Source organism: Natrialba sp. INN-245, from assembly GCF_009807105.1.
Classification (GTDB): domain Archaea; phylum Halobacteriota; class Halobacteria; order Halobacteriales; family Natrialbaceae; genus Natrarchaeobius; species Natrarchaeobius swarupiae.
This window is the reverse complement of sequence record NZ_WUBV01000026.1, coordinates 118,198-138,221: the sequence shown is the minus strand read 5'-3', so window position 1 is coordinate 138,221 and position 20,024 is coordinate 118,198. Positions and strand designations below refer to the sequence as shown.

Genomic DNA, 20,024 nt, shown 5'->3' with positions numbered 1-20,024 from the left:
CGAGCGGGGCCATAGTCGGACGAAGCCACCCCTTCGGGCGCCGGTCGGACGACTGACATCGACGGGTCTTTGGAATCGTCCCGCCACCGATCGATATGCAACTCGAGCGGAGTTCCTGGACGGCGATCGACGAGGCGGCCCCGACGACGGCGCTCGTGCCGGTCGGAAGCACCGAACAACACGGCCCACACGCGCCGGTCGGAACGGATACCACCGTCGCAAACGAGATCGCGGTCGCGGCGGATGGAGAAACCGACCGCGAGACCGTCGTCGTGCCCCCGATTCCGGTCGGTATCGCTCCCTATCACGGCCGCTTTCCGGGGACGCTTTCGGTATCGCCGGAGACCCTTCGACGCTACGTTCGCGACGTCGTCACCTCGTTTTCGGGGACGAGCGTCGAGACGGTCGTTCTCGTCAACGGCCACGGCGGAAATGGAGGCACGCTCTCACACCTCTCACGGGAGGTGACCGCCTCGGACTCGACCGATCTCGACGTCTACGCGTGGGAGTGGATGCGCGCGATCGAGGATCACGTCGGCCACGCCGGCGAAATCGAGACGTCCGTCCTCTTGTATCTCTGTCCGGAGGACGTCGGCGAGCCGGTCGACGGAGACGCCGCGGAGTGGGACACCGTCGTCGACGGCGGCGTCGTTCGCCACTTCACCGACGAGTTCAGCGAGAACGGCGCGGTCGGCGACGCGACCGGTGCGACGGCCGAGCAGGGCGAACAGGTGTTCGAGACCGCCGTCGACGCGCTGGTTTTGTACCTCGAGCGACTCGAGTAGTCGATCGCGGCGTAGAATGCGCTCGGAGTCGAGAGAACGAGGTCGGACGAGAAAACGGGATCGGGGTTATTCGGCGTCGATTTCGACCTGCTCGAGCCCGTACCGTGACTCGGTCGGGTGCGGTCGGTAGTTGCTGACCTCCGCGGACGTGGCGACGACGTTGGTGTAGCTCGTGAGAACCGAGATCGGCGCCTCGCGAACGACGATCGACTGGACCTCGTGGTATCGCCCCCTTCGTTCCTCCCGATCGTCGAGTTCCCGGGCCTCCTCGAGCAGTTCGTCGACCCGATCGTTCGCGTAGCCGTGGTGTAACGTGGCGCCACTCGAGTGGAACATATCCGAGAGTCGATCGGGATCGGGATACCAGAGCGTTCCCCAGGAGGTGAGGTAGGCGTCGAACGACTCCTGGCCGACCCGGTCGACCATCGAACTGTACTCGGTTGTGGTCAGATCGACGTCGACGCCGACCGTGGCAAGTTGGTCCTGGAGCACTTCGGCGATCAGGGGCAGGCTTCGTGCGTCGAACGTAACGATCTCGATGGAGAGCTCCTCGCCGTCCCGGGTTCGAACGTCTCCCAACTCGAGCGCCCAGCCGGCGTCGGCCAGCAGTTCACGCGCCCGGTCGATGTCGTGTTGGTGGCCCTCGAGATCGGGGTTGGCCCACGCCGTGATCTCGGGGGAGAACGGGCCGATCGCCGGGTCATCGATCCCGCCGAGGATGGAATCCGTGATCGCCTCGCGATCGACGGCCTGAGAGACCGCCCGACGGACCCGTTCGTCGTCGAACGGCGGCGACTGGGTGTCGAACGTGAGAAATCGGATCCGAGGAATTTCGGGGGTGTACACCTCGAGACCCGGTTCGGATTCGAGGGGCTCGACCATCTCGATCGGCAGGGTGCGAGCCATCTCGAGTTCGCCGTTCTCGAGTTTGACGCGCCGGGTCTGGTCGTCCTCGACGACCTCGTAGCGGACGGACTCGATCGACGGCGACTGGCCGTAGTAGTCGTCGTTCCGGCTCGCGCGAAGCTCCGCTCCCGTCTCGAGGCCCTCGAAGACGAACGGCCCGGTCGAGACCGGTGTCTCGATCGCCCCGTCGGTCTCGAGCGTCGTGGGCGAGAGGATTACGGCCTCGTTTCGCGAGAGGTGTGCCAGCAGTGGCGCGAACGGCGTCTCGGTTTCGACGATCACCGTCGACGCGTCGTCGGCCTCGAGACGGGCGATCGGGACGTCGGCGAACGCCGCGGAGTCGGCCGTTCGCCGGAGGGAGTCGACCGCCGCCGCCGCGTCGACGGGCTCGCCGTCGTGAAACGTGACGTCTTCGCGGAGGTCGAATTGCCACTGGCGGTCGTCGATCCGCTCCCAGTCGGTCGCCAGACCCGGTTCCGGATCGGCGTCGTAATCGACGCCGACCAGCGCTTCCGTGATGCCGAGCCGTCGGAGCAAGCTCCCGCCGTCGAGCGGATCCCGGTTCGGTTTCCACGGGCCGCCGATCCGGAAGTCGGTGCCGTCGTCGGCACTCGAGAGACAGCCGGCGAGTGAGAGGGCGGTCGTCCCCGCCAGCGTGTTCAGGACGGTTCGTCTGTTCGGCGTCGTGGGTCGGTCGGTCGCGATTCGAGCGTCGATGTCGTCGATTTCGTGTGTCATTCGTATATTGTGGAAGTCGTTTCACCGGCCGTCCCGCCCTGTACGAGCCACGCCGGGTTCGGTACGTTCGCTGTTCGTGATGAATTGGGTCTCGGTCGCGTCCGCGTCGCCGGCTGATCGCTGGCTGTCGTCGGATCGCCACTCGCCGGCGTAGAGACACCGCGTTCGGCCGCCGTCGACCGCCTCGAGTGGCGGCTCCACTCGCGTGCAGTCCTCGGAGGCGACCGGACAGCGCGGGTGAAACGCACAGCCGTCGGGCGGCGAGGTCGGACTCGGCGGCTCGCCCGCGAGTGCCTCGCGGTCCCACTGGCGACACTCCTCGGCTTCGTTCCCGGGAATCGCATCCAGAAGCGTCTGCGTGTACGGGTGGGTTGGGGCCGACAGCACCCGGTTTGTCGGTCCGACCTCGACGAACTGTCCGAGATACATGACCGCAACCCGATCGGCAATGTGGCGGACCACCGCGAGGTCGTGGGAGACGAACAGGTAGGCGAGATCGAGGTCGGCCTGGAGGTCGGCGAGGAGATTCAGGATCCTCGCTTGCGTCGAGACGTCGAGTGCGGCGGTCGGTTCGTCGAGAAGCACCACCGACAGCTCGAGCGCGAGCGCGCGAGCGATCGCGACCCGCTGACACTGCCCACCCGAGAGCTGGCGGGGGTACCGCGTCGCGTACTCCACCGGGAGGTCGACCAGGGAGAGCACCTCTTCGATGCGATCCTTGCGGCGAGATTCGTCCCACCCGGCTTCGAACAGCGGTTCGGCGATCGTCTTGCCGACGGTTCGCTTCGGATTCAGACTCGTCGTCGGGTTCTGGAAGACGACCCCGATATCGGCGAGCTGGTCGTCCGTCCGCGAGTCGGCGTCTCCGATCCGCTCACCGCGAAGCCGGATCTCGCCGGTGGTCGCCCCCTCGAGGCCCGCGATCAGTCGGACGAGCGTCGACTTTCCACAGCCGCTCTCGCCGACCAGCCCGACCGTTTCGCCGGCTCGAAGCTCGAGGGAGACGCCGTCGACCGCCGGAACGCGCTCGTCTCGTCCGAGCACCCGATCGACGAGCGCGTCGGACTGTCGGAAAGCCGCGGCGACGTCCTCGAGTTCGACGATCGATCCATCGACGCCTCGATCGGAACCGGAACCGCCGGTTTCGCCGACCCCCCGTGTCCATCCTCGATCCCCGGTGGCCGTCGTTCCGCCGTCGACTGCGGTCCGGTCCGTCTCGAGGACTGTACCCTGTAAAGGGGACTCGTCGGACCGGGAGGGGCGATCGTCGGCCGGGGGCCACTCCGCCGTCGGGAGCCGCGATCCAGGTTCCGATTGGTGAGGGAGACAGGCGAGTAACGCCTTCGTGTACGGGTGTTCCGGATCGGAGCGGACCGACTCGGCAGGGCCGCACTCGACGACGGTGCCGTCGTACATGACGACGACGCGATCGCACAGCTCCGAGACGACGCCGAGATCGTGACTGATCAGGAGAATTTCCATCCCCCGCTCGGCGTTGAGTCGAGCGAGCCGCTCGAGGATCGCGGCCTGGGTCGTCGTATCGAGGGCGGTGGTCGGCTCGTCGGCGATCAGAAGCGAGGGACGGCGTGCGAGTGCCATCGCGAGCGCGACGCGTTGGCACATGCCGCCGCTGAACTGGTGGGGGTAGGCGTCGATACGTTCGTCGGCCTGCGGGATGCCGACCGTCTCCATCAGCTCGAGCACCTCGGATCGTCGCCGACGGGTGCGGAGCCGGGAGCTGACGCCAGCGGCGAGTTCCGCGAGGAACGGCTGTCGGCCGGGGTTCTCGCGGATGCGGATCGCCTCGGCGATCTGCTCGCCGACGGTGTACACCGGGTTGAGCGTCGTCGACGGGTCCTGGAAGACCATCGCGAGTTCCCGCCCGCGAAGGCGGCGAAGCGTCCGGTCATCGGCGCTCGTCAGCTCCCTACCGTCGAATTTGATCGAGCCGTCGACGATCTCGCCGGGCGACTCGAGGCGGACGATCGACCGGGCAGTGACGGACTTTCCGCTCCCGCTCTCGCCGACGAGACCGACGACCTCACCGGGGCCGACGGTGAACGACGCGCCGTCGACCGCGTCGACCGTCTCGGAGCGGGTTCGAAACCGAACGCGGAGGTCGTCGACGACCAGTTCCGGTCCCATCGTCAGGTTCGCCTCCGTTGGGTATCCTCGAGATAGTCCGGATCCAAGACGTCCCGCAGACCGTCCCCGAGCAGGTTGAAGCCGATGACTGTAAGCGCGATGGCGATTCCGGGCGCGGTGATGAGCCACGGGGCCGACCGGAGGTAGTTTCGCCCGTCGTCGATCATCGCCCCCCACTCAGCCGTCGGTGGCTGTGCGCCGAGTCCCAGAAACGAGAGTCCAGCCGCCGCGAGCACGACGGTTCCCAGGTTCAACGTCGCGAGGACGGCGACCGGACTTACGACCGTCGGGAGAAGGTGACGGCGGACGAGACGCCGCCAGGGGGTTCCGTACAGTTTCGCCGACTGGACGTAGGGCCGACGCTTCACCGAGAGGACGCTGCCGCGAACGATGCGGGCGTAGGAGGCCCAGCCCACGAGCGAGAGTGCGAGGACGACGTTCCGAAGACTCGGTCCGAGCACGCCGGCGATGACCAACGCGAGGACGAGCCCCGGAAACGCGAGTTGAACGTCGACGAGTCGCATCAGTACGGCGTCGACGAGCCGTCCGCCGGTCGCCGCAACCAGCCCGATCGTCGTGCCGATGACGAGACGAAGTCCCGTCGCGACGACCGCGAGCGCGAGCGAGATTCGGGCCCCGTAGACGAGTCGAGTCGCCACGTCACGACCCAGCGCGTCCGTCCCGAGCGGATGGGCGAGCGACGGTAACTGGAGTCGGGCCTCGAGCGCCTGTGTCGTCGGATCGTACGGGGAGACGACTGGTCCGACGATCGCCGCGAACACGAGGACACCACAGATCCCACCGCCGAGGCGAACCAGCCCGTTGGCTCTGACTCGCGGCGGGAAGGCTGTTCGGACGCGACGACGGCTCGTCTCGAGAAGATTCGTCCGACCCAATCCTGTGTACGATCGCCCGGGTTCGTCGCCGCTCACGCACGATCACCCCCACGGTCGACGCGCGGATCGAGCGCGACGTACGCGAGGTCGACGAGCTGGTTCGTCACGACGAAAACGAACGCGGTCACCAGGACGACGCCCTGAACGATCGGGTAGTCCCGCGCGAACACGGCGTCGACCAGGAGCGTTCCGAGCCCCGGTCGCTGGAAGACGACCTCGACGATGACCGCTCCGTTGAGGACGAATCCAAACTGGAGGCCGACGATCGTCACGACCGGAACGAGCGCGTTCCTGAGTGCGTGTTTGTAGACGACGAGGCGCTCGCGAACGCCTTTTGAACGTGCGGTCCGGACGTACTCCTCCTCGAGAACCTCGAGCATCGACGTTCGAACGAGTCGGGTGACGACCGCCGCAAGCCCCGTTCCGAGCGTGATCGCGGGCAAAACCAGGTGGCCGAGCGTTCCTGATCCGGCTGCCGGCGTCAGTCCGAGCCAGAGCGAACAGACCAGAATCAACAGATAGCCCAGCCAGAAGTTCGGCATCGAGACGCCAAGGAGGGCGACGAGCTGGCTCGTCCGATCGATCCAGGTATCGCGGTGGACCGCACTCGCGACCCCCGCCGGGACGGCCAACAGAAGCGAGACCCCCATCGCCGCGACCGCGAGTTCGAGCGTGTTCGGAAGCGACTCGAGCAACAGCGTCGTGACTGGCTCCGAGGTGTAGTAGGAGGTGCCGAGGTCACCGCGGAGTGCCTCCGAGAGCCACGAGACGTACTGCACCACGAACGGCTCGTCGAGCCCGTGATCGGCTCGGAACGCGGCGACTTCGGCGTCCGACGGGGGGCTCTGGCGCTGGGCGCGTAGAATGGTGTATGCCGGGTCACCTGGCGTGAGTGAGACGAACCCGTAGCTCACCAGCGACACTCCGAGCAGGACAGCCGTGAGCGAGCCCAGCCGCTCTATGACCGCCCGTATCATCCTACACCCACCTCGTACCGTCGGTTTCCCGACCGGTGGTTCGACCAGGGACGACGTGGATCGAATCGAACATCAATCGAGCTTTATCTAATGAAATATTAGTTGTAAAGGTTTTGAATCCGCGGCGATCATCACGTCGGTTGTCGGGAGCAGATCTCGCTCGATTTCACTACCTGCACGATAGTATCTGAGGAGAACATATTATTAATTCTTACTATTATCTTTAATCAGTTAATATAGTAGCGCTCACCGGGATCCGTCCGCAGCCACGGGTGACCGGGTCACCAGTGCTACCGGAGCCCCGGAATTCGCGAAAACGAGGTCGTGGCAGTCGTCGACTCGCGACCGACCGGTGGCTTACGCCGAGTCGAGTCTGGCTATCGTGTGGATCTCGTCGTAGCGGACGCTTCCCTCTCCGAGGGAATTGCCGTCGAGTTCGAGGTAGCCAGCTTCGATGCCGGTCACCCCACCAGTCAGTTGGGGATCACCGCTCCCGGTTCGGTCGGCCTTGCGAACCTCGACGTCGTCGCCGACCGTTACGTGCTCCTGGACGAGTCTCGTCGCTTTCTGCTCGTCAGCATCGGGTGGAATCGTGAGCTCCGTCATCGCCCGCATTGACGGCGGCTACGGCGGTAAACGACGACGCGTCAGACGACGGGCGCTTAAATACCGGCCGCTACTCGTCCCACTGCGTCGAAACGTACAGCAAGGCGATCAGACAGAGGATGACGATCACGAACAGCGCGATCGTCATGAGTTGCGGAACGCTCATACCGAGGTGTACACGCGCGAGGTGGAAGTCGGTACCGATCCCGAGCCGTTGGACAGCCGACGGTTTTTGTACGAACCGGCCGAAACGACGGCAATGAAAGTCATCAAGGACAGCGTCCACGACCACATTCAGGTCGGCGGCGTGGCGCGCGATCTCATCGATACACCCGAACTCCAGCGACTCCGGCGGATCAGACAGCTCGGCACCGTCTCGCTCGTCTATCCCTCCGCGAACCACACCCGATTCGAGCACAGCCTCGGAGTCTACCACCTGGCGTGTGAGGCGCTCGAGCAACTCGGCGTCGACGGGCGGCGCGCGAAGCGAGTCCAGGCCGCTGCGTTGCTCCACGACGTCGGTCACGGTCCTTTCAGCCACAACCTCGAGGCGCTGACCCACCGTCGAACCGGACGCTATCACGACGACGTTCACGAGCTTCTCGTCGAGGGGGACGTCGGGAACGTGCTCCGAGAACACGACTTAGCCCCCGGACCGATCGCCGATCTGATCGCCGGGAACGGTCGGTTCGGACAGCTGGTTTCGGGGGAACTCGACGTCGATCGGATGGACTATCTCGTCCGTGACGCCCACCACACCGGCGTTCCGTACGGGACGATCGACCACGGCCGACTCGTCCGGGAACTGACGTTCGTCGACGGCGAACTCGTCCTCGCCGAGGGAAACGTCCAGTCAGCCGAAAGCTTACTGGTCGCCCGGGCGCTGATGAACCCGACCGTCTACAGCCACAGCGTCGCCCGAATCAGCAAGGCGATGCTTCGCCGAGCCGCCGAAACCCTTCTCGAGTCGACCGACACCGACGCCGAGACGCTCCAGCGGATGGACGACGCCGATCTGCTCGTCGCGTTGCGATCGGCCAACGAGACGGCGGCGTTCTCCCGACGACTGGACCACCGAAACCTGTTCAAACGAGCAGTCTGGGCCGAGATCGACGACGTCCCCGGCGGCGTTATCGAAGCCGACCACGATACGATTCGGCGGTTCGAACGCGAGATCGCCGCGGAGGCGAACGTCGATCCCGACGCCGTCATCCTCGACGTCCCGAGTCGGCCGACGATGACTGAATCGAGTTCTCGAGTCGTCGTCAACGGCGAGATCAGAGGCCTCGAACAACAGTCGCCGCTCGTCGAAGCGCTCCGGGCGGCCCAGTACTCACAGTGGCGTCTCGGCGTCTACTCGCCGCCGACGGTGCTCGAACGGGTCGGTCGAGCGGCCGTCGACGTTCTCGAGTTGGATATCGAGGGTGCGCTGGTGACCGAAGTTCGAAACGGGTTGGACACGACGCTAGATCAATTTACTGAATAGTATTGGTTCCCTACTGAAACCCAGATATAGTTTTAATTCGATGATTAGAGTACAACGGATGATAACACAATCGATCAGTTAGTACGCGGCGGTTATTACTCGTTAATAGTCGTGAGATTCCCTACCTACACGTTAACCGATTGCCACCAGCTAAAATGAATCGGAGATCAGCAATGACTGTGGAAAAAGCAATTTAACCGCCGATAGGGCCGTCAAGGGTCGATACATCCAGAGACACCCGAAATACGTCTCGAGATGAAGCCACATAAAAATACATACATGTATAGTTAAAATATGTATGTTCGAATGAGTATGACCGACTACTCATGCTGCCCGTATCATGGATAGCCACCAGTTATCCGACTCGCTTACGCTGATGCGGACTGGAACTGACAACCGTCGTCGGTTCGGACCCGGTTAACAATCACAGCCTCCCTGCTCGAGGAGGTCGCGGATCGTATACTGCTGTCGACAGTCCTTACAGGAGACGGTCACGTTAACCAACACGTCGAACTCGCCGACGTCGAGGACGTCGTTTCTGGCAAGTTGTGCGACCGTATCCTCGGTGACGGCAGCAGTTCGGTTGCGAAGCGCACCGAGTTTGTCCCGGCTCCGTTCGAGACGCTCCTCGTCGCTCGGCGATTCGAGCGATGCCTCGAGACAGTCCGTCAGGTGGTTGTAGACGGTCTGGTGGGAGACGAAGTCGCTTTCGACCTCGTCGATCGGGATGGAATCACGCTCGAGTTCTTTCCGAGTCTGCACCTGTGTACCGCTGCTGACGTCGTCGCCAGTAAGCAGCCGGTACGTGTTCTCGACTTCGCCGTCTTTGTACTGCAAGCCGGCTTCGTCGAGTGCCGATTCGAGAATGCGCTGGTTGACGTGTTCGGCGAGGTCACGGGTACTGTACCGTTGGTCCGTTCTGTCGGTCCAGTAGCGGACGAGCTCGTCGTCGAGGCCATTGAGATCGTACCGTTGGGTGATCCGGCCGACTTTACAGCACGCCGTACTCGACTCAGTAGGGCTCGTTTTACTCACTGTTTTCTCTAGTCGGTTTACATTTAAAAACGTTCCGAACAGCGACCCTCGTCGGGGCCCGACGGCTCGAGAGCCCTGAAAGCGTCCACCAGCGGGCGTCGTTGTTTACATCCATATGAACGTAATTACGTTCGGGACACTGCTTTTCCGCCGTCGGACTGGTGTCGTCTGGCGGTGTCACAGGAATACGAGGAACCCCTCATATCCCAATAACAACTGCGGCGCATCCGAGCCCATCGGCACCGAAATCTGCCCCATGCGGGACGGTCTCACGACCTGCCGGTACGGTAGTGGACGGTCGCGTCGCCCCAGAATTGACGGATAAGAGTCCGTCTCAGTCTGTCACAGCTCCGTACCCTGGGCTTCGACGACCGCAATCGCAGCGAGGTTGACGATGTCTTTGACCTCGTCGTCCCGCTGAAGGACGTGCACCGGCTCCGCCATCCCGGCGAGCATCGGACCCACGGCCTCGGCCCCACCCAGCCGCTGGAGGAGCTTGTACGCGATGTTCCCCGCCTCGAGATTGGGCAAGACGAGGACGTTCGCCGGCGACTCGAGGTCGGTGAACTCGTAGGTCCCCTCGAGCATCTCCTCTATGACCGCCGTGTCGGCTTGCATTTCGCCGTCGACGGGAAAATCGACGGTCGGATCCGTCCGGAGCCGGCGTGCCGCCCGTCGTGGTTTGCGGGTCCCCTCGTTGTCGACGCTTCCGAAGTCGGAGTACGACAGCAGGGCGGCCCTCGGTTCCACGTCGAATCGGCGTGCGATTTCGGCGGCGTGGCAGGTCACCTCGGCGAGTGTCTCCTCGTCGGGATCCTGGTTGACCGTCGTATCCGCGAGAAAGACGACTCGGTTTTTGAACGTCAACATGTAGACGCCTGCTGCGTAGTCGACGTCCTCGGCCGTCCCGATCACCTGCAAGATCGGACGCAGCGCCGATGGATAGTTGTGGGTCAGCCCCGTCAACATCGCGTCGGCATCCCCACGGTCGACCATCACCGACGCGAAGTAACTGCTGTCACGGATCAGATCCGCCGCCTCTGTCCGCGTGATCCCCTTTCGCTGGCGGCGCTGATAGAGATCCTCGACGTACGCCTCGTACTCGCCCGCACCGGGATCGACCACCTCCGGATCGAACTCGAGCCCGAGGTCGTCGGCGAGGCGTTCGATCCGCGACTGGTTACCGATCAACACCGGTTCGGCGATCCCACGGTCGGCGAGTTGGGAAGCTGCTCTGACGATTTTCTCGTCGCCGCCCTCCGCGAGGGCGATCCGCTTCGGGTCGCTTTTCGCTTTGTTGAGCACGATCCGCATCATCTCACGGGACTTGCCGAGGCGAGCCTCGAGTTCCTCCTCGTAGCTTTCGGGGTCGATCCCGGTTCGTGCGGCACCGCTGTCGATCGCCGCCTGTGCGACCGCGGGTGCGAGTTCGAACAGCACCCGTGGATCCATCGGCTTCGGGATGATGTACTCGGGGCCGAACTGGAGCGGTTGGTCGCCGTAGGCCTTCCGGACCGCGTCGGGAACGTCCTCTTTCGCGAGGTCCGCGAGTGCCTCCGCCGCGGCAACTTTCATCGCCTCGTTGATCTCCGTCGCGCGGACGTCGAGTGCGCCACGGAAGATGAAGGGGAAGCCGAGGACGTTGTTGACCTGATTCGGATAGTCCGACCGGCCCGTCGCCATGATCACGGTGTCCTCGCGTGCCGCCTTCGCCGCCTCGTAGCCGATCTCCGGATCGGGGTTGGCCATCGCGAAGACGATCGGATTCTCGTTCATCGATCGGACCATCTTCTGGGAGACGATCCCGCCGACCGAGAGGCCGACGAAGACGTCGGCACCCGCGATCGCGTCGGCGAGATCCCCCTCGGGAACGTCCCTGGCGAACTCCCGGCTGTACGGATCGAGATCGCCCGCCTCCGCCCGCTCCGTGGTAAGAATACCGTCGATATCCACCATCGTCACGTTCTCCCGGCGTACGCCGAGTGAAACGTAGAATCGAGCCGTCGCCAGCGCCGCGGCACCCGCACCGGCGAACGTTACCTCGAGATCGCCGAGATCCGTGCCAACGAGTTCGGCGGCGTTCAACAGCGCCGCGCCGCTGATGATCGCGGTCCCGTGTTGGTCGTCGTGGAAGACGGGGATATCCATCCGTTCGCGCAAGCGCTCTTCGATGACGAAACAGTCCGGTGCGGAGATATCCTCTAAATTGATACCGCCGAACGTCGGTTCCATGCCGGCGACCGACTCCACGAACGTATCGAGATCGTCGTGGTCGAGTTCGACGTCGAAGATGTCTATGTCAGCGAACCGTTTAAACAGAACTCCTTTCCCTTCCATGACTGGTTTCGACGCCTGCGGGCCGATGTCGCCGAGACCGAGCACCGCGCTCCCGTCGGAGACGACGCCGACGAGATTTCCCTTGCCCGTGTACCGGTAGGCGGCGTCGGGGTCCTCGGCAATCTCGCGGCAGGGGCCGGCGACGCCCGGCGAGTACGCGAGACTCAACTCTCGCTGGGAGTTCGTCGGTTTCGTCGTCGTGATCTCGACCTTCCCAGGGGGATCAGTAGCGTGATACTCGAGTGAGTCGTCTTCCAGTGACATACCCCACGTTTTCAGCATACGGGCAAAAATCTGTGGGAATCGCGTACGACCTACAAATTGTCTCCCGAATCGACCTTACGTCCGACGGTTGACGACAGTAATAACATACAGTAAACAATCATCCCTATCTGAAAGATTCTCGAAACGAATCGGAGATGAGACACTGTCTACAGGCGGAACAGGCTGAGTTCATCGAGGTCGTACGAAGCTCTCTTTCGTGACTGAGCGGAGCGAATTCTGCGATGTCCGCAAGACCGGTGTTCGCACACCTGGCGCTCGAGGAGTACGTCGGCCGACGCCGTGATCCTCGGATGGCCTCGTCACGTGGTACACCATCGCACGACCTCGAGTCGCTGTCTCCGGCTAGCACTTCAGGACACTCGTCGCGTTGTATCCGTACACGAGTGTGTCGTACGGGGACGTCCCAACGGACCCGTGGGAGACCTGCCCATGATCGATACCTACTCCCGAATGGGTCCTGTTGGAATCCGTATGGACCGATCCATCGTCGACGATCGACTCGAGCGGGTACGGTCGGCTCTCGAGCGTGCAGACGCCGAAGCGCTCGTCTGTTTTCCGAGTGCGAACATGCGCTATCTCTCGGGGTTCGACGACGAGCCGATGGAACGGCACCTCTTTCTGTTCGTCACCGACGGCCAGGCGGCGTTTCTCGCACCCGAACTGTCCGGCGAACAGATCCGGGCCGAGTCCCCGATCGACGACGTTCGGACGTGGAGCGACGGCGAGGAGCCGACCGCCACACTCGAGTCGATCGGCACCGACCTCGGCCTCTTGACCGGGAGACTCCTGGTGGACGATCGGATGTGGGCACTGTTCACGCAGGACCTCCGCGCGACGTTTCCCGACGCGGCGTTCGGGTTGGCGAGCGAGGTGCTCGCCGACCTTCGAATGCGGAAAGACGAGACCGAACTCGAGGCGCTTCGCGAGGCGGCCACGATCTCGGATGCGGTAAGCGAGGCGGTCCGTCGGCTCGGGCCCGACGCGGTCGGGATGACGGAGGCCGAACTCGCAGCGGAGATCGAGAATCGCCTCGTCGCGGAGGGGGGAGCGGGCGTCTCGTTCGACCCCATCGTAGGCTCCGGACCGAACGGCGCTCGACCACACCATCGTCACGGCGATCGGACCATCCAGCCCGGAGATCCGGTCGTCCTCGACTTCGGGACCGTGGTCGACGGCTACGCCGGCGACCAGACCCGAACCGTCGTCTTCGACGGGAACCCACCCGACGGCTACGAGGCGGTACACGAAGCGGTACTCGCGGCACAGTCGGCCGCCGTCGACGCGGTCGAGCCGGGCGTGGCTGCCCGCGAGGTCGACCGGGCCGCACGTTCCGTTCTCGAGCAGCGAGGCTACGGCGACCGCTTCGTCCACCGAACCGGCCACGGCGTCGGGCTCGATCTCCACGAGTCACCGTACATCGCGGCCGACAACGATCAGCAACTCGAGCCGGGAATGGTCTTCAGCGTCGAACCGGGCGTCTACCTCGAGGACGAGTTCGGCGTACGTATCGAGGACCTGGTGGTCGTCACCGAGGACGGCTGTGAACGGCTGAACCACTCGCCACGGACGTGGCGGCCGTTGCCAGAAGAGTGTTAATCGAACCGACTGAGCGGTTTCGAGCGTCCAACCGTACGAGTGATCGGTCCTGGACGTCGACCGTTCGTGCAACTCGTCGTCCGCAGGTCCACTCGAGCGGGGGACGGTCGTCGGTTCCCCGTCGCCTGGCCGTTGCAGGCGCCAGTTACTCTTCTCCAGTACTGGAACTACTGCACATGTGTGCCACCTTCTCGGAAGACGATCAGGGCAAGACGGTCGAGAACGCACGCGGTGACTCGGTCGGGACGATCGCAGCCGTCGAGGGAACGGTCGCGTACGTCCGACCGAAACAGGGGATCCTCGATACGATCAAGTCGACGATCGGCTGGGACAGCAGGACCGACGAGTCGATCCCGCTCACGGCGGACTCCGTCACCGCGATATCCGACGAGGCGGTCCGACTCGAGGGAGGGCTCGAGGATTCGAAACCTGACGGCACAAACGCTGGAACCGACGACGAGACGGGCGTCGATCGGACGAAATCCGCAGGCGAGCCAGGCGGACAAGACGAGACCGAATACTCGGACGGGCGAAGCGGCGAATCGGACTCGAACGATAGTAGCACGGAGTCAGAGGAGACACACGACCGCGGCCTCGAGGCAGACCCGACGGAACTGACCGACGACGACTCGGGCCTCGAGGTTCATCCCGACGACGTCGACGATCGGAGCGATGCAGCCGTCGATCCGGCCGACGAGACCGATTGATCGGATTACCGCTCCGGCCGTCCGGGGCGACTGCAGGCCACCCGCACCCGCACGGAACCGACGAAAGCGGTCAGTGCGACGGTATCGTCGTGGCGAGATCTCGGTGTGCCAGGCGAAGCCGCGGACGACGGGGGGACGGGTCGTCAGTACATTTACCACGGCGGTTCCTGTACTCCCGGGTATGGGTTCCGAAGGAGAGCGAGAGTTGATCCGTGAGACGGTCGCGGCGTTCGTCGAGCGCGAGGTCGAACCCGCGGTGGCGGAGGCCGACGCCACCCAGACGTTCCCGGAAGACGTCTGGGATGGCCTCGCGGAGATCGGTCTCACCGGACTCACGATTCCGGAGGCCTACGGCGGCTTCGACGCCGACCGGGTGACCGAAAGTATCGTCAACGAGGAACTCGGTGCGGGTCACCTCTCGCTTGCGACGGCGCTCTCGGTCCACTGTCTGGCGGCTTCCTGTATCCGAGAGTTCGGCTCCGAGACTTACCGGGAGGAGTGGCTCCCGGCGATGGCCGAGGGGAGACCCGTCGGTGCGTTCGCACTGTCGGAGGCCGAGGCTGGCTCGAACCCCGCGGAGATGACCACCGAGGCCCGACTCGAGGGCGACGAGTACGTCATCGACGGGCGAAAACAGTGGATCACGAACGGCGAGCGCTCGGGCGTGGTGATCCTCTTCGCGAAAGTCGACCGCGACGACTCCGACACGATCACGCAGTTTCTCGTCCCGAAAGACGCCGACGGGCTCACAGTCGGCAAGAAAGAGGACAAACTCGGTCTGCGAGCGAGCGATACGACGGCGCTGATCCTCGAGGACGTCCGAATCCCCGAGGAGAACCGGCTGACGCCGGTCGGCGAGGGGTTGAAGGCGGCCTTTTCGACGCTGACCGGCGGCCGGATCGCGATCGCAAGTCAGGCCGTCGGCGTCGCACGGTCGGCGCTCGAGGACGCCCTCGACTACGCGGAGGAACGCGAGCAGTTCGGCCAGCCGATCGCGGACCACCAGGCGATCGGGCACAAACTCGCGGAGATGGGGACGAACGTCCGGGCCGCCAGATTGCTCACCCGCGACGCCGCACGCAAGAACGAGAACGGCGTCGATCCGATGGCCGCGAGCATGGCGAAGTACTTCGCGAGTGAAACGGCAGTCGAGGTAGCAAACGAAGCGGTCCAGATCCACGGCGGCTACGGCTACACGACCGACTTCGACGTCGAACGCTACTACCGCGACGCCAAGATCACGACGATCTACGAGGGGACCTCCGAGATCCAAAAGGAGATCATCGCGCGTCACTTGCGGGAGTGACCGCCCGCGCTGGACGGTGTACCCCGGACGTATACGCTCGTGTACTGTCACGGCGTGCGACGTGGTACCAACACTTTAGGCTCGTCCCCCCGTCGGATAGGGTATGTTCGACCAGGACGACCTCGAGGGAATCCGCCAACGACGCGAGCGCTGGGAGGAAGAGACGCTCGAGCCGGTTCTCGAGGCCCACGGCGAACGCCGCGACCGGTTCGCGACGGTGTCGAATCACGAGGTCGATCGGCTCTACACGCCCGAAGACGTCGCGGACATGGAGTACGAAGACGATCTCGGATTCCCCGGTGAGCCGCCGTACACGCGGGGGCCGTACCCGACGATGTACCGTGGGCGGACGTGGACGATGCGCCAGTTCGCCGGCTTCGGCACCGCCGAGGAGACGAACGAACGGTTTCACTACCTCATCGAGCAGGGCCAGACGGGGCTCTCGACGGCGTTCGACATGCCATCGCTGATGGGGATCGACTCCGACCACCGAATGAGCGAAGGCGAGGTCGGCACGGAAGGCGTCGCCGTCGACACCTTACGTGACATGGAGATCCTCTTCGACGGCATCGACCTCGCCGAGGTGTCGACGTCGTTTACGATCAACCCCTCCGCACCGGTCATCTACGCGATGTACGTCGCACTCGCCGACCAGCAGGGCGTCCCTCGCGAGGAGATCCGCGGCACCCTCCAGAACGACATGTTAAAGGAGTTTATCGCCCAGAAGGAGTGGGTCATCCCCCCAGAGCCGTCGCTCGAGGTCGTTACCGACACGATCGAGTTCGCCGTCGACGAGACACCGACGTTTCACCCGATCTCGATCTCGGGCTATCACATCCGTGAAGCCGGCTCGACCGCCGCCCAGGAAGCCGCGTTCACGCTCGCCGACGGCTTCGCGTACGTCGAGGACTGCCTCGAGCGCGGGCTGGACGTCGACGACTTTGCACCGCTTCTCTCCTTTTTCTTCAACGCCCACAACTCCATCTTCGAGGAGATCGCGAAGTTTCGCGCGACTCGACGGGTCTACGCCCGCGTGATGGCCGACCGATACGGCGCATCGAAGCCACAATCGCGACGACTGAAATTCCACACACAGACCGCCGGCCAGTCGCTGACCGCCCAGCAACCCTTGAACAACATCGTCCGAACCACCGTTCAGGCGCTGGCCGGTGTCTTCGGTGGCACCCAGTCACTGCATACGAACAGTTTTGACGAGGCGCTGGCGCTCCCGACGGAGAAGGCGGTCCGCGTCGCGCTACGGACTCAGCAGATCATCGCCGAGGAGTCCGGTGCGGCCGATATCGTCGACCCGATGGGCGGAAGCTACGCGATCGAGGCGCTCACCGAGGAGATGGATGCGAAGATTATGGCCTATCTCGAGGAGATCGAGGAGATGGGCGACGGTTCGATTCGCGACGGCGTCCTGGTAGGTATCGAACAGGGCTACTTCCACCGCGAGATACAGGACGCGAGCTACGAGTACCAGCGGCGGGTCGAACGCGGCGAGGAGGTCGTCGTCGGCGTCAACGAGTACACGATCGACGAGGATACTGCCCCGGAGATCCACCAAGTCGACGAGACGACTCGCGACCGCCAGCTCGAGCGTCTCGAACGTGTCAAAGCCGAACGCGACGATGCGGCGGTCGAGACGACCCTCGAGGCGCTGTCGGACACGATCGAGGCGGGAGAGAACGTCATGCCGCCGATCGTCGACGCGGTGAAGGCGTATGCGACGATGGGCGAGATCATGCAGGTACTCGAGGACCATCACGGATCGTACCAGGAGACGGCCAGCCCGGTCTAACGTTTTGCTGTTGGGCTAAACGTATGCCCAAATGTATATCACGTCTCTCTGTGGAGATATATCATGGATAGACGATCACTCCTCGTAGAAACGGCCGTGGTGCTCCCGGTCGTCGGTGCGTTGGCCGGCTGTCTCGACGACGAGGGCACGGGGAACGACGCTCGCGACGACGAACCCGGTGTTGACGAACCAGAAAACGCCGAAACAGCATCGGAGACGGCATCCGACGACGAACCGGTCGACACCGTGGATACCGAGAGCGAAGGGACCAGCGACGATTCGACGAGCGCCGACGATTCGGCGAACGAGTACGACCTCGAACCGCCGGATCCGGAGACAGCGACCATCGATCTCTTGCCGGATACCGACGAGTGGCCACTCCAGGAAACGAACGACGTCTCGGTCGCCTATCTCGAGGCAAACGAAGGAACCGAAGGCCGGTATCTGGCCGGCGACGACGACTACTCCTTTCACGTCCTCCGCCACGACGACCCATCGACAGCGGAGTATACCGCGAACTCGACGTACGGAAACTATCAGATGTCGTTTGGCTTCGGCGTCTTCACCTTCGCGATGTTGGGTTCGGACGGAGAGACCGCACACGACCTCCTGATCGCCTCCCCCGGCTTGGACCGGGAGGTCGTCGAAGGCGAAGTACCACTCGCCTCCGCGCCGCCTTGAGATTCTCTCGTGTTTTGTCGAAGACCGGCACACCCGAGAGACGAGCGACGGATAGCCGCTGACTTACAGGGATACCAGGAGAACGCCCACGACTGTAGTCGTGCGGATGAATCCGTCACTTCTGAATACAACCACGAACTGGATCCAGTGCTGTAATCCCAACGTTTACAATATACTAGGTTGACACTAAATCCGTGAGCAGCCGACCACAACGCACGAACGAATACATCGCCGAACCCGCCACCGAACGGTACCGGCAGTGCGTGTTCGAGTGGTTGGCCGCCCACGCCCCGTTGTGGAACCAGATCAACTACCGACGTCCCCAGAACGAAGTTCTGGTGTGCCATCCAGACGCAAAGCGTCTGGAGACGTCGACAACGGTACTTCCAAGAAGACGGCGACGTCTGGGACGCCGAGTACACCGACCTCTACGACACGTACGCACCCATTCTGGGGAAGGCGGCGTGCCAACAAGTCGCCCGGAAAAACAGCGAGGCATGGCGGAGCCACTTCCGCCTCCTCGAGAACTACCACGACGACGCAGACCCCACGGTGACGGAGAAACCGTCCCCACCCGGGTACTGGGGTACCCGTGAAGACGGCTACGAACTCCACGGCCTCGTCCGCAACGATCTCTACACCTTCGACTGGGACGAGAAGCGGAGTACCCTCGAGTTCGGCGTCGGTGACGTCCTCGAAGAGAAGTACGACTTCGAGTACCAAGAGCGCATCACACTGGACGTTCGCGGTAATCCACAATGGAACGGTGATGATAGCAGGTTAGAACTCGTCTACGACGAAGCAGCAGACAGCATACGTGTCAAGCATCCGGTTCGCATTCGGCCAGACCGATTGCAGGAACAGCGACTGGATGCCTTCACTCACACACTCGAGCCCGAGAACACGACGCATTCTGCTGCTATCGACGTCGGCGCGAACAACACCCTTGCCATCGTCACGACCACTGGAGAAACCACTGTGTACCACGCTCGACCGGAGTATGAACGCTTCCGTGAGTTGTCCGGTCAGATTTCCGAGTTGCAATCACAACTTCCCGACGACCGATATACGAGTAACCGGATTCAACGTCTGTACGACGACCGATCGCGCAAGCGCGACCACAGTCGTGATGCAGCGGTGAAGCACGCTGCGGATTGGCTCTTAGCGCGCAACATCGATACGGTGTACGTTGGTGATTTGACCGATGTGTTGGAGGGGCATTGGTCTTCAGTGGTGAACGAGAAGACCCATTCGTTCTGGTCGCACCGACAACTCGTTGCCCGCCTCGAGCTCACACTCGGTGACAGTGGCATTCACGTCGAGCAAGTGAGTGAGGCTGATTCGAGCAGTGAGTGTCCCGACTGTGGAAGCGAGGAAGTATCTCGGGATGGCGATGCGTTTCGGTGCCACGATTGCGAATTGGACGCACACAGCGATATTGCAGGGGCGTGGAACGTGTTGCAAAACGAGGTTGGGCCGATGGCGCGGCCTGCTGCCCTCTCTGCTGAACGCGAGGGGGACGCACCCGAATCAGGGGCGTACTGGGAGTGGGATGGACACGACTGGACACCCGCCCGGTTTGGGGAACAGTCGGGTCCGGTCGACCAAACCAGCGTCGGCAAACCCGCAAGTTCACAGCCGGGGTAATCTGCTGGTCGGATTGCCCACGGAGGAATCCCACGACTTCAGTCGTGTGGAGGACGTCAACGCAACGGCAACTTTTTCAGTTGTGCT

General features: G+C 63.5%; 15 protein-coding genes. 8 read left to right on the top strand and 7 right to left on the bottom strand.

Annotated elements, in window-relative coordinates:
* Positions 1 to 95 precede the first annotated feature (95 nt).
* The gene (locus GRS80_RS09120; RefSeq protein ID WP_160047268.1) at positions 96 to 785 is read left to right on the top strand and encodes a creatininase family protein; all 690 of its coding nucleotides are present in this window, start codon (positions 96 to 98) and stop codon (positions 783 to 785) included.
* A gap of 66 nt (positions 786 to 851) precedes the next feature.
* Here GRS80_RS09120 and GRS80_RS09115 read toward each other — a convergent pair whose 3' ends face one another.
* The 5 genes from GRS80_RS09115 to GRS80_RS09095 form a co-directional block, all read right to left on the bottom strand.
* Positions 852 to 2,429: an ABC transporter substrate-binding protein gene (locus GRS80_RS09115; protein WP_160047266.1), complete on the bottom strand. Its 1,578-nt coding sequence runs from the start codon at positions 2,427 to 2,429 to the stop codon at positions 852 to 854.
* Between the two features lie 21 nt (positions 2,430 to 2,450).
* Positions 2,451 to 4,574: an ABC transporter ATP-binding protein gene (locus tag GRS80_RS09110; protein ID WP_160047265.1), complete on the bottom strand. Its 2,124-nt coding sequence runs from the start codon at positions 4,572 to 4,574 to the stop codon at positions 2,451 to 2,453.
* A gap of 2 nt (positions 4,575 to 4,576) precedes the next feature.
* Positions 4,577 to 5,506, bottom strand: a complete 930-nt coding sequence (gene nikC, locus GRS80_RS09105) for a nickel transporter permease (RefSeq protein WP_343161511.1) — start codon at positions 5,504 to 5,506, stop codon at positions 4,577 to 4,579.
* Positions 5,503 to 6,447 carry a nickel ABC transporter permease gene (nikB, locus tag GRS80_RS09100; protein ID WP_160047263.1) on the bottom strand — a complete coding sequence of 315 codons (945 nt, stop codon included), beginning with the start codon at positions 6,445 to 6,447 and terminating at the stop codon, positions 5,503 to 5,505. The genes nikC and nikB overlap by 4 nt, the downstream gene beginning before the upstream one ends.
* A 357-nt stretch (positions 6,448 to 6,804) precedes the next feature.
* Positions 6,805 to 7,053 (bottom strand): hypothetical protein, encoded by a 249-nt coding sequence (locus GRS80_RS09095; protein WP_160047261.1) that lies wholly within the window; start codon positions 7,051 to 7,053, stop codon positions 6,805 to 6,807.
* A gap of 259 nt (positions 7,054 to 7,312) precedes the next feature.
* On the opposite strand from GRS80_RS09095, the gene GRS80_RS09090 reads away from it, so the two are divergent.
* Entirely contained in the window at positions 7,313 to 8,539 is a 1,227-nt protein-coding gene (locus tag GRS80_RS09090; RefSeq protein ID WP_160047259.1) for an HD domain-containing protein, read from the top strand.
* 417 nt (positions 8,540 to 8,956) lie between these two features.
* Here GRS80_RS09090 and rdfA read toward each other — a convergent pair whose 3' ends face one another.
* Both rdfA and GRS80_RS09080 read right to left on the bottom strand, forming a co-directional pair.
* Positions 8,957 to 9,574 carry a rod-determining factor RdfA gene (gene rdfA / locus GRS80_RS09085; protein ID WP_343161510.1) on the bottom strand — a complete coding sequence of 206 codons (618 nt, stop codon included), beginning with the start codon at positions 9,572 to 9,574 and terminating at the stop codon, positions 8,957 to 8,959.
* A gap of 342 nt (positions 9,575 to 9,916) precedes the next feature.
* Positions 9,917 to 12,175, bottom strand: coding sequence for an NADP-dependent malic enzyme (locus GRS80_RS09080; RefSeq protein ID WP_160047258.1), 2,259 nt, complete (start codon positions 12,173 to 12,175; stop codon positions 9,917 to 9,919).
* 492 nt (positions 12,176 to 12,667) lie between these two features.
* Here GRS80_RS09080 and GRS80_RS09075 point away from each other — a divergent pair, with 492 nt between their 5' ends.
* The 6 genes from GRS80_RS09075 (at position 12,668) to GRS80_RS20675 (ending at position 19,937) form a co-directional block, all read left to right on the top strand.
* Positions 12,668 to 13,792 (top strand): Xaa-Pro peptidase family protein, encoded by a 1,125-nt coding sequence (locus GRS80_RS09075; protein ID WP_235019692.1) that lies wholly within the window; start codon positions 12,668 to 12,670, stop codon positions 13,790 to 13,792.
* A gap of 176 nt (positions 13,793 to 13,968) precedes the next feature.
* The gene (locus tag GRS80_RS09070) at positions 13,969 to 14,499 is read left to right on the top strand and encodes a hypothetical protein (RefSeq protein WP_160047256.1); all 531 of its coding nucleotides are present in this window, start codon (positions 13,969 to 13,971) and stop codon (positions 14,497 to 14,499) included.
* Between the two features lie 181 nt (positions 14,500 to 14,680).
* Positions 14,681 to 15,805, top strand: a complete 1,125-nt coding sequence (locus tag GRS80_RS09065; protein ID WP_160047255.1) for an acyl-CoA dehydrogenase family protein — start codon at positions 14,681 to 14,683, stop codon at positions 15,803 to 15,805.
* Positions 15,806 to 15,908: 103 nt separating this feature from the next.
* Complete coding sequence (locus GRS80_RS09060; protein ID WP_160047254.1) at positions 15,909 to 17,609, top strand: methylmalonyl-CoA mutase family protein; 1,701 nt, start codon at positions 15,909 to 15,911, stop codon at positions 17,607 to 17,609.
* A gap of 63 nt (positions 17,610 to 17,672) precedes the next feature.
* Positions 17,673 to 18,290 carry a hypothetical protein gene (locus GRS80_RS09055; RefSeq protein ID WP_160047253.1) on the top strand — a complete coding sequence of 206 codons (618 nt, stop codon included), beginning with the start codon at positions 17,673 to 17,675 and terminating at the stop codon, positions 18,288 to 18,290.
* Positions 18,291 to 18,842: 552 nt separating this feature from the next.
* Complete coding sequence (locus GRS80_RS20675) at positions 18,843 to 19,937, top strand: transposase (RefSeq protein WP_343161509.1); 1,095 nt, start codon at positions 18,843 to 18,845, stop codon at positions 19,935 to 19,937.
* The last annotated feature ends 87 nt before the right edge of the window (positions 19,938 to 20,024 follow it).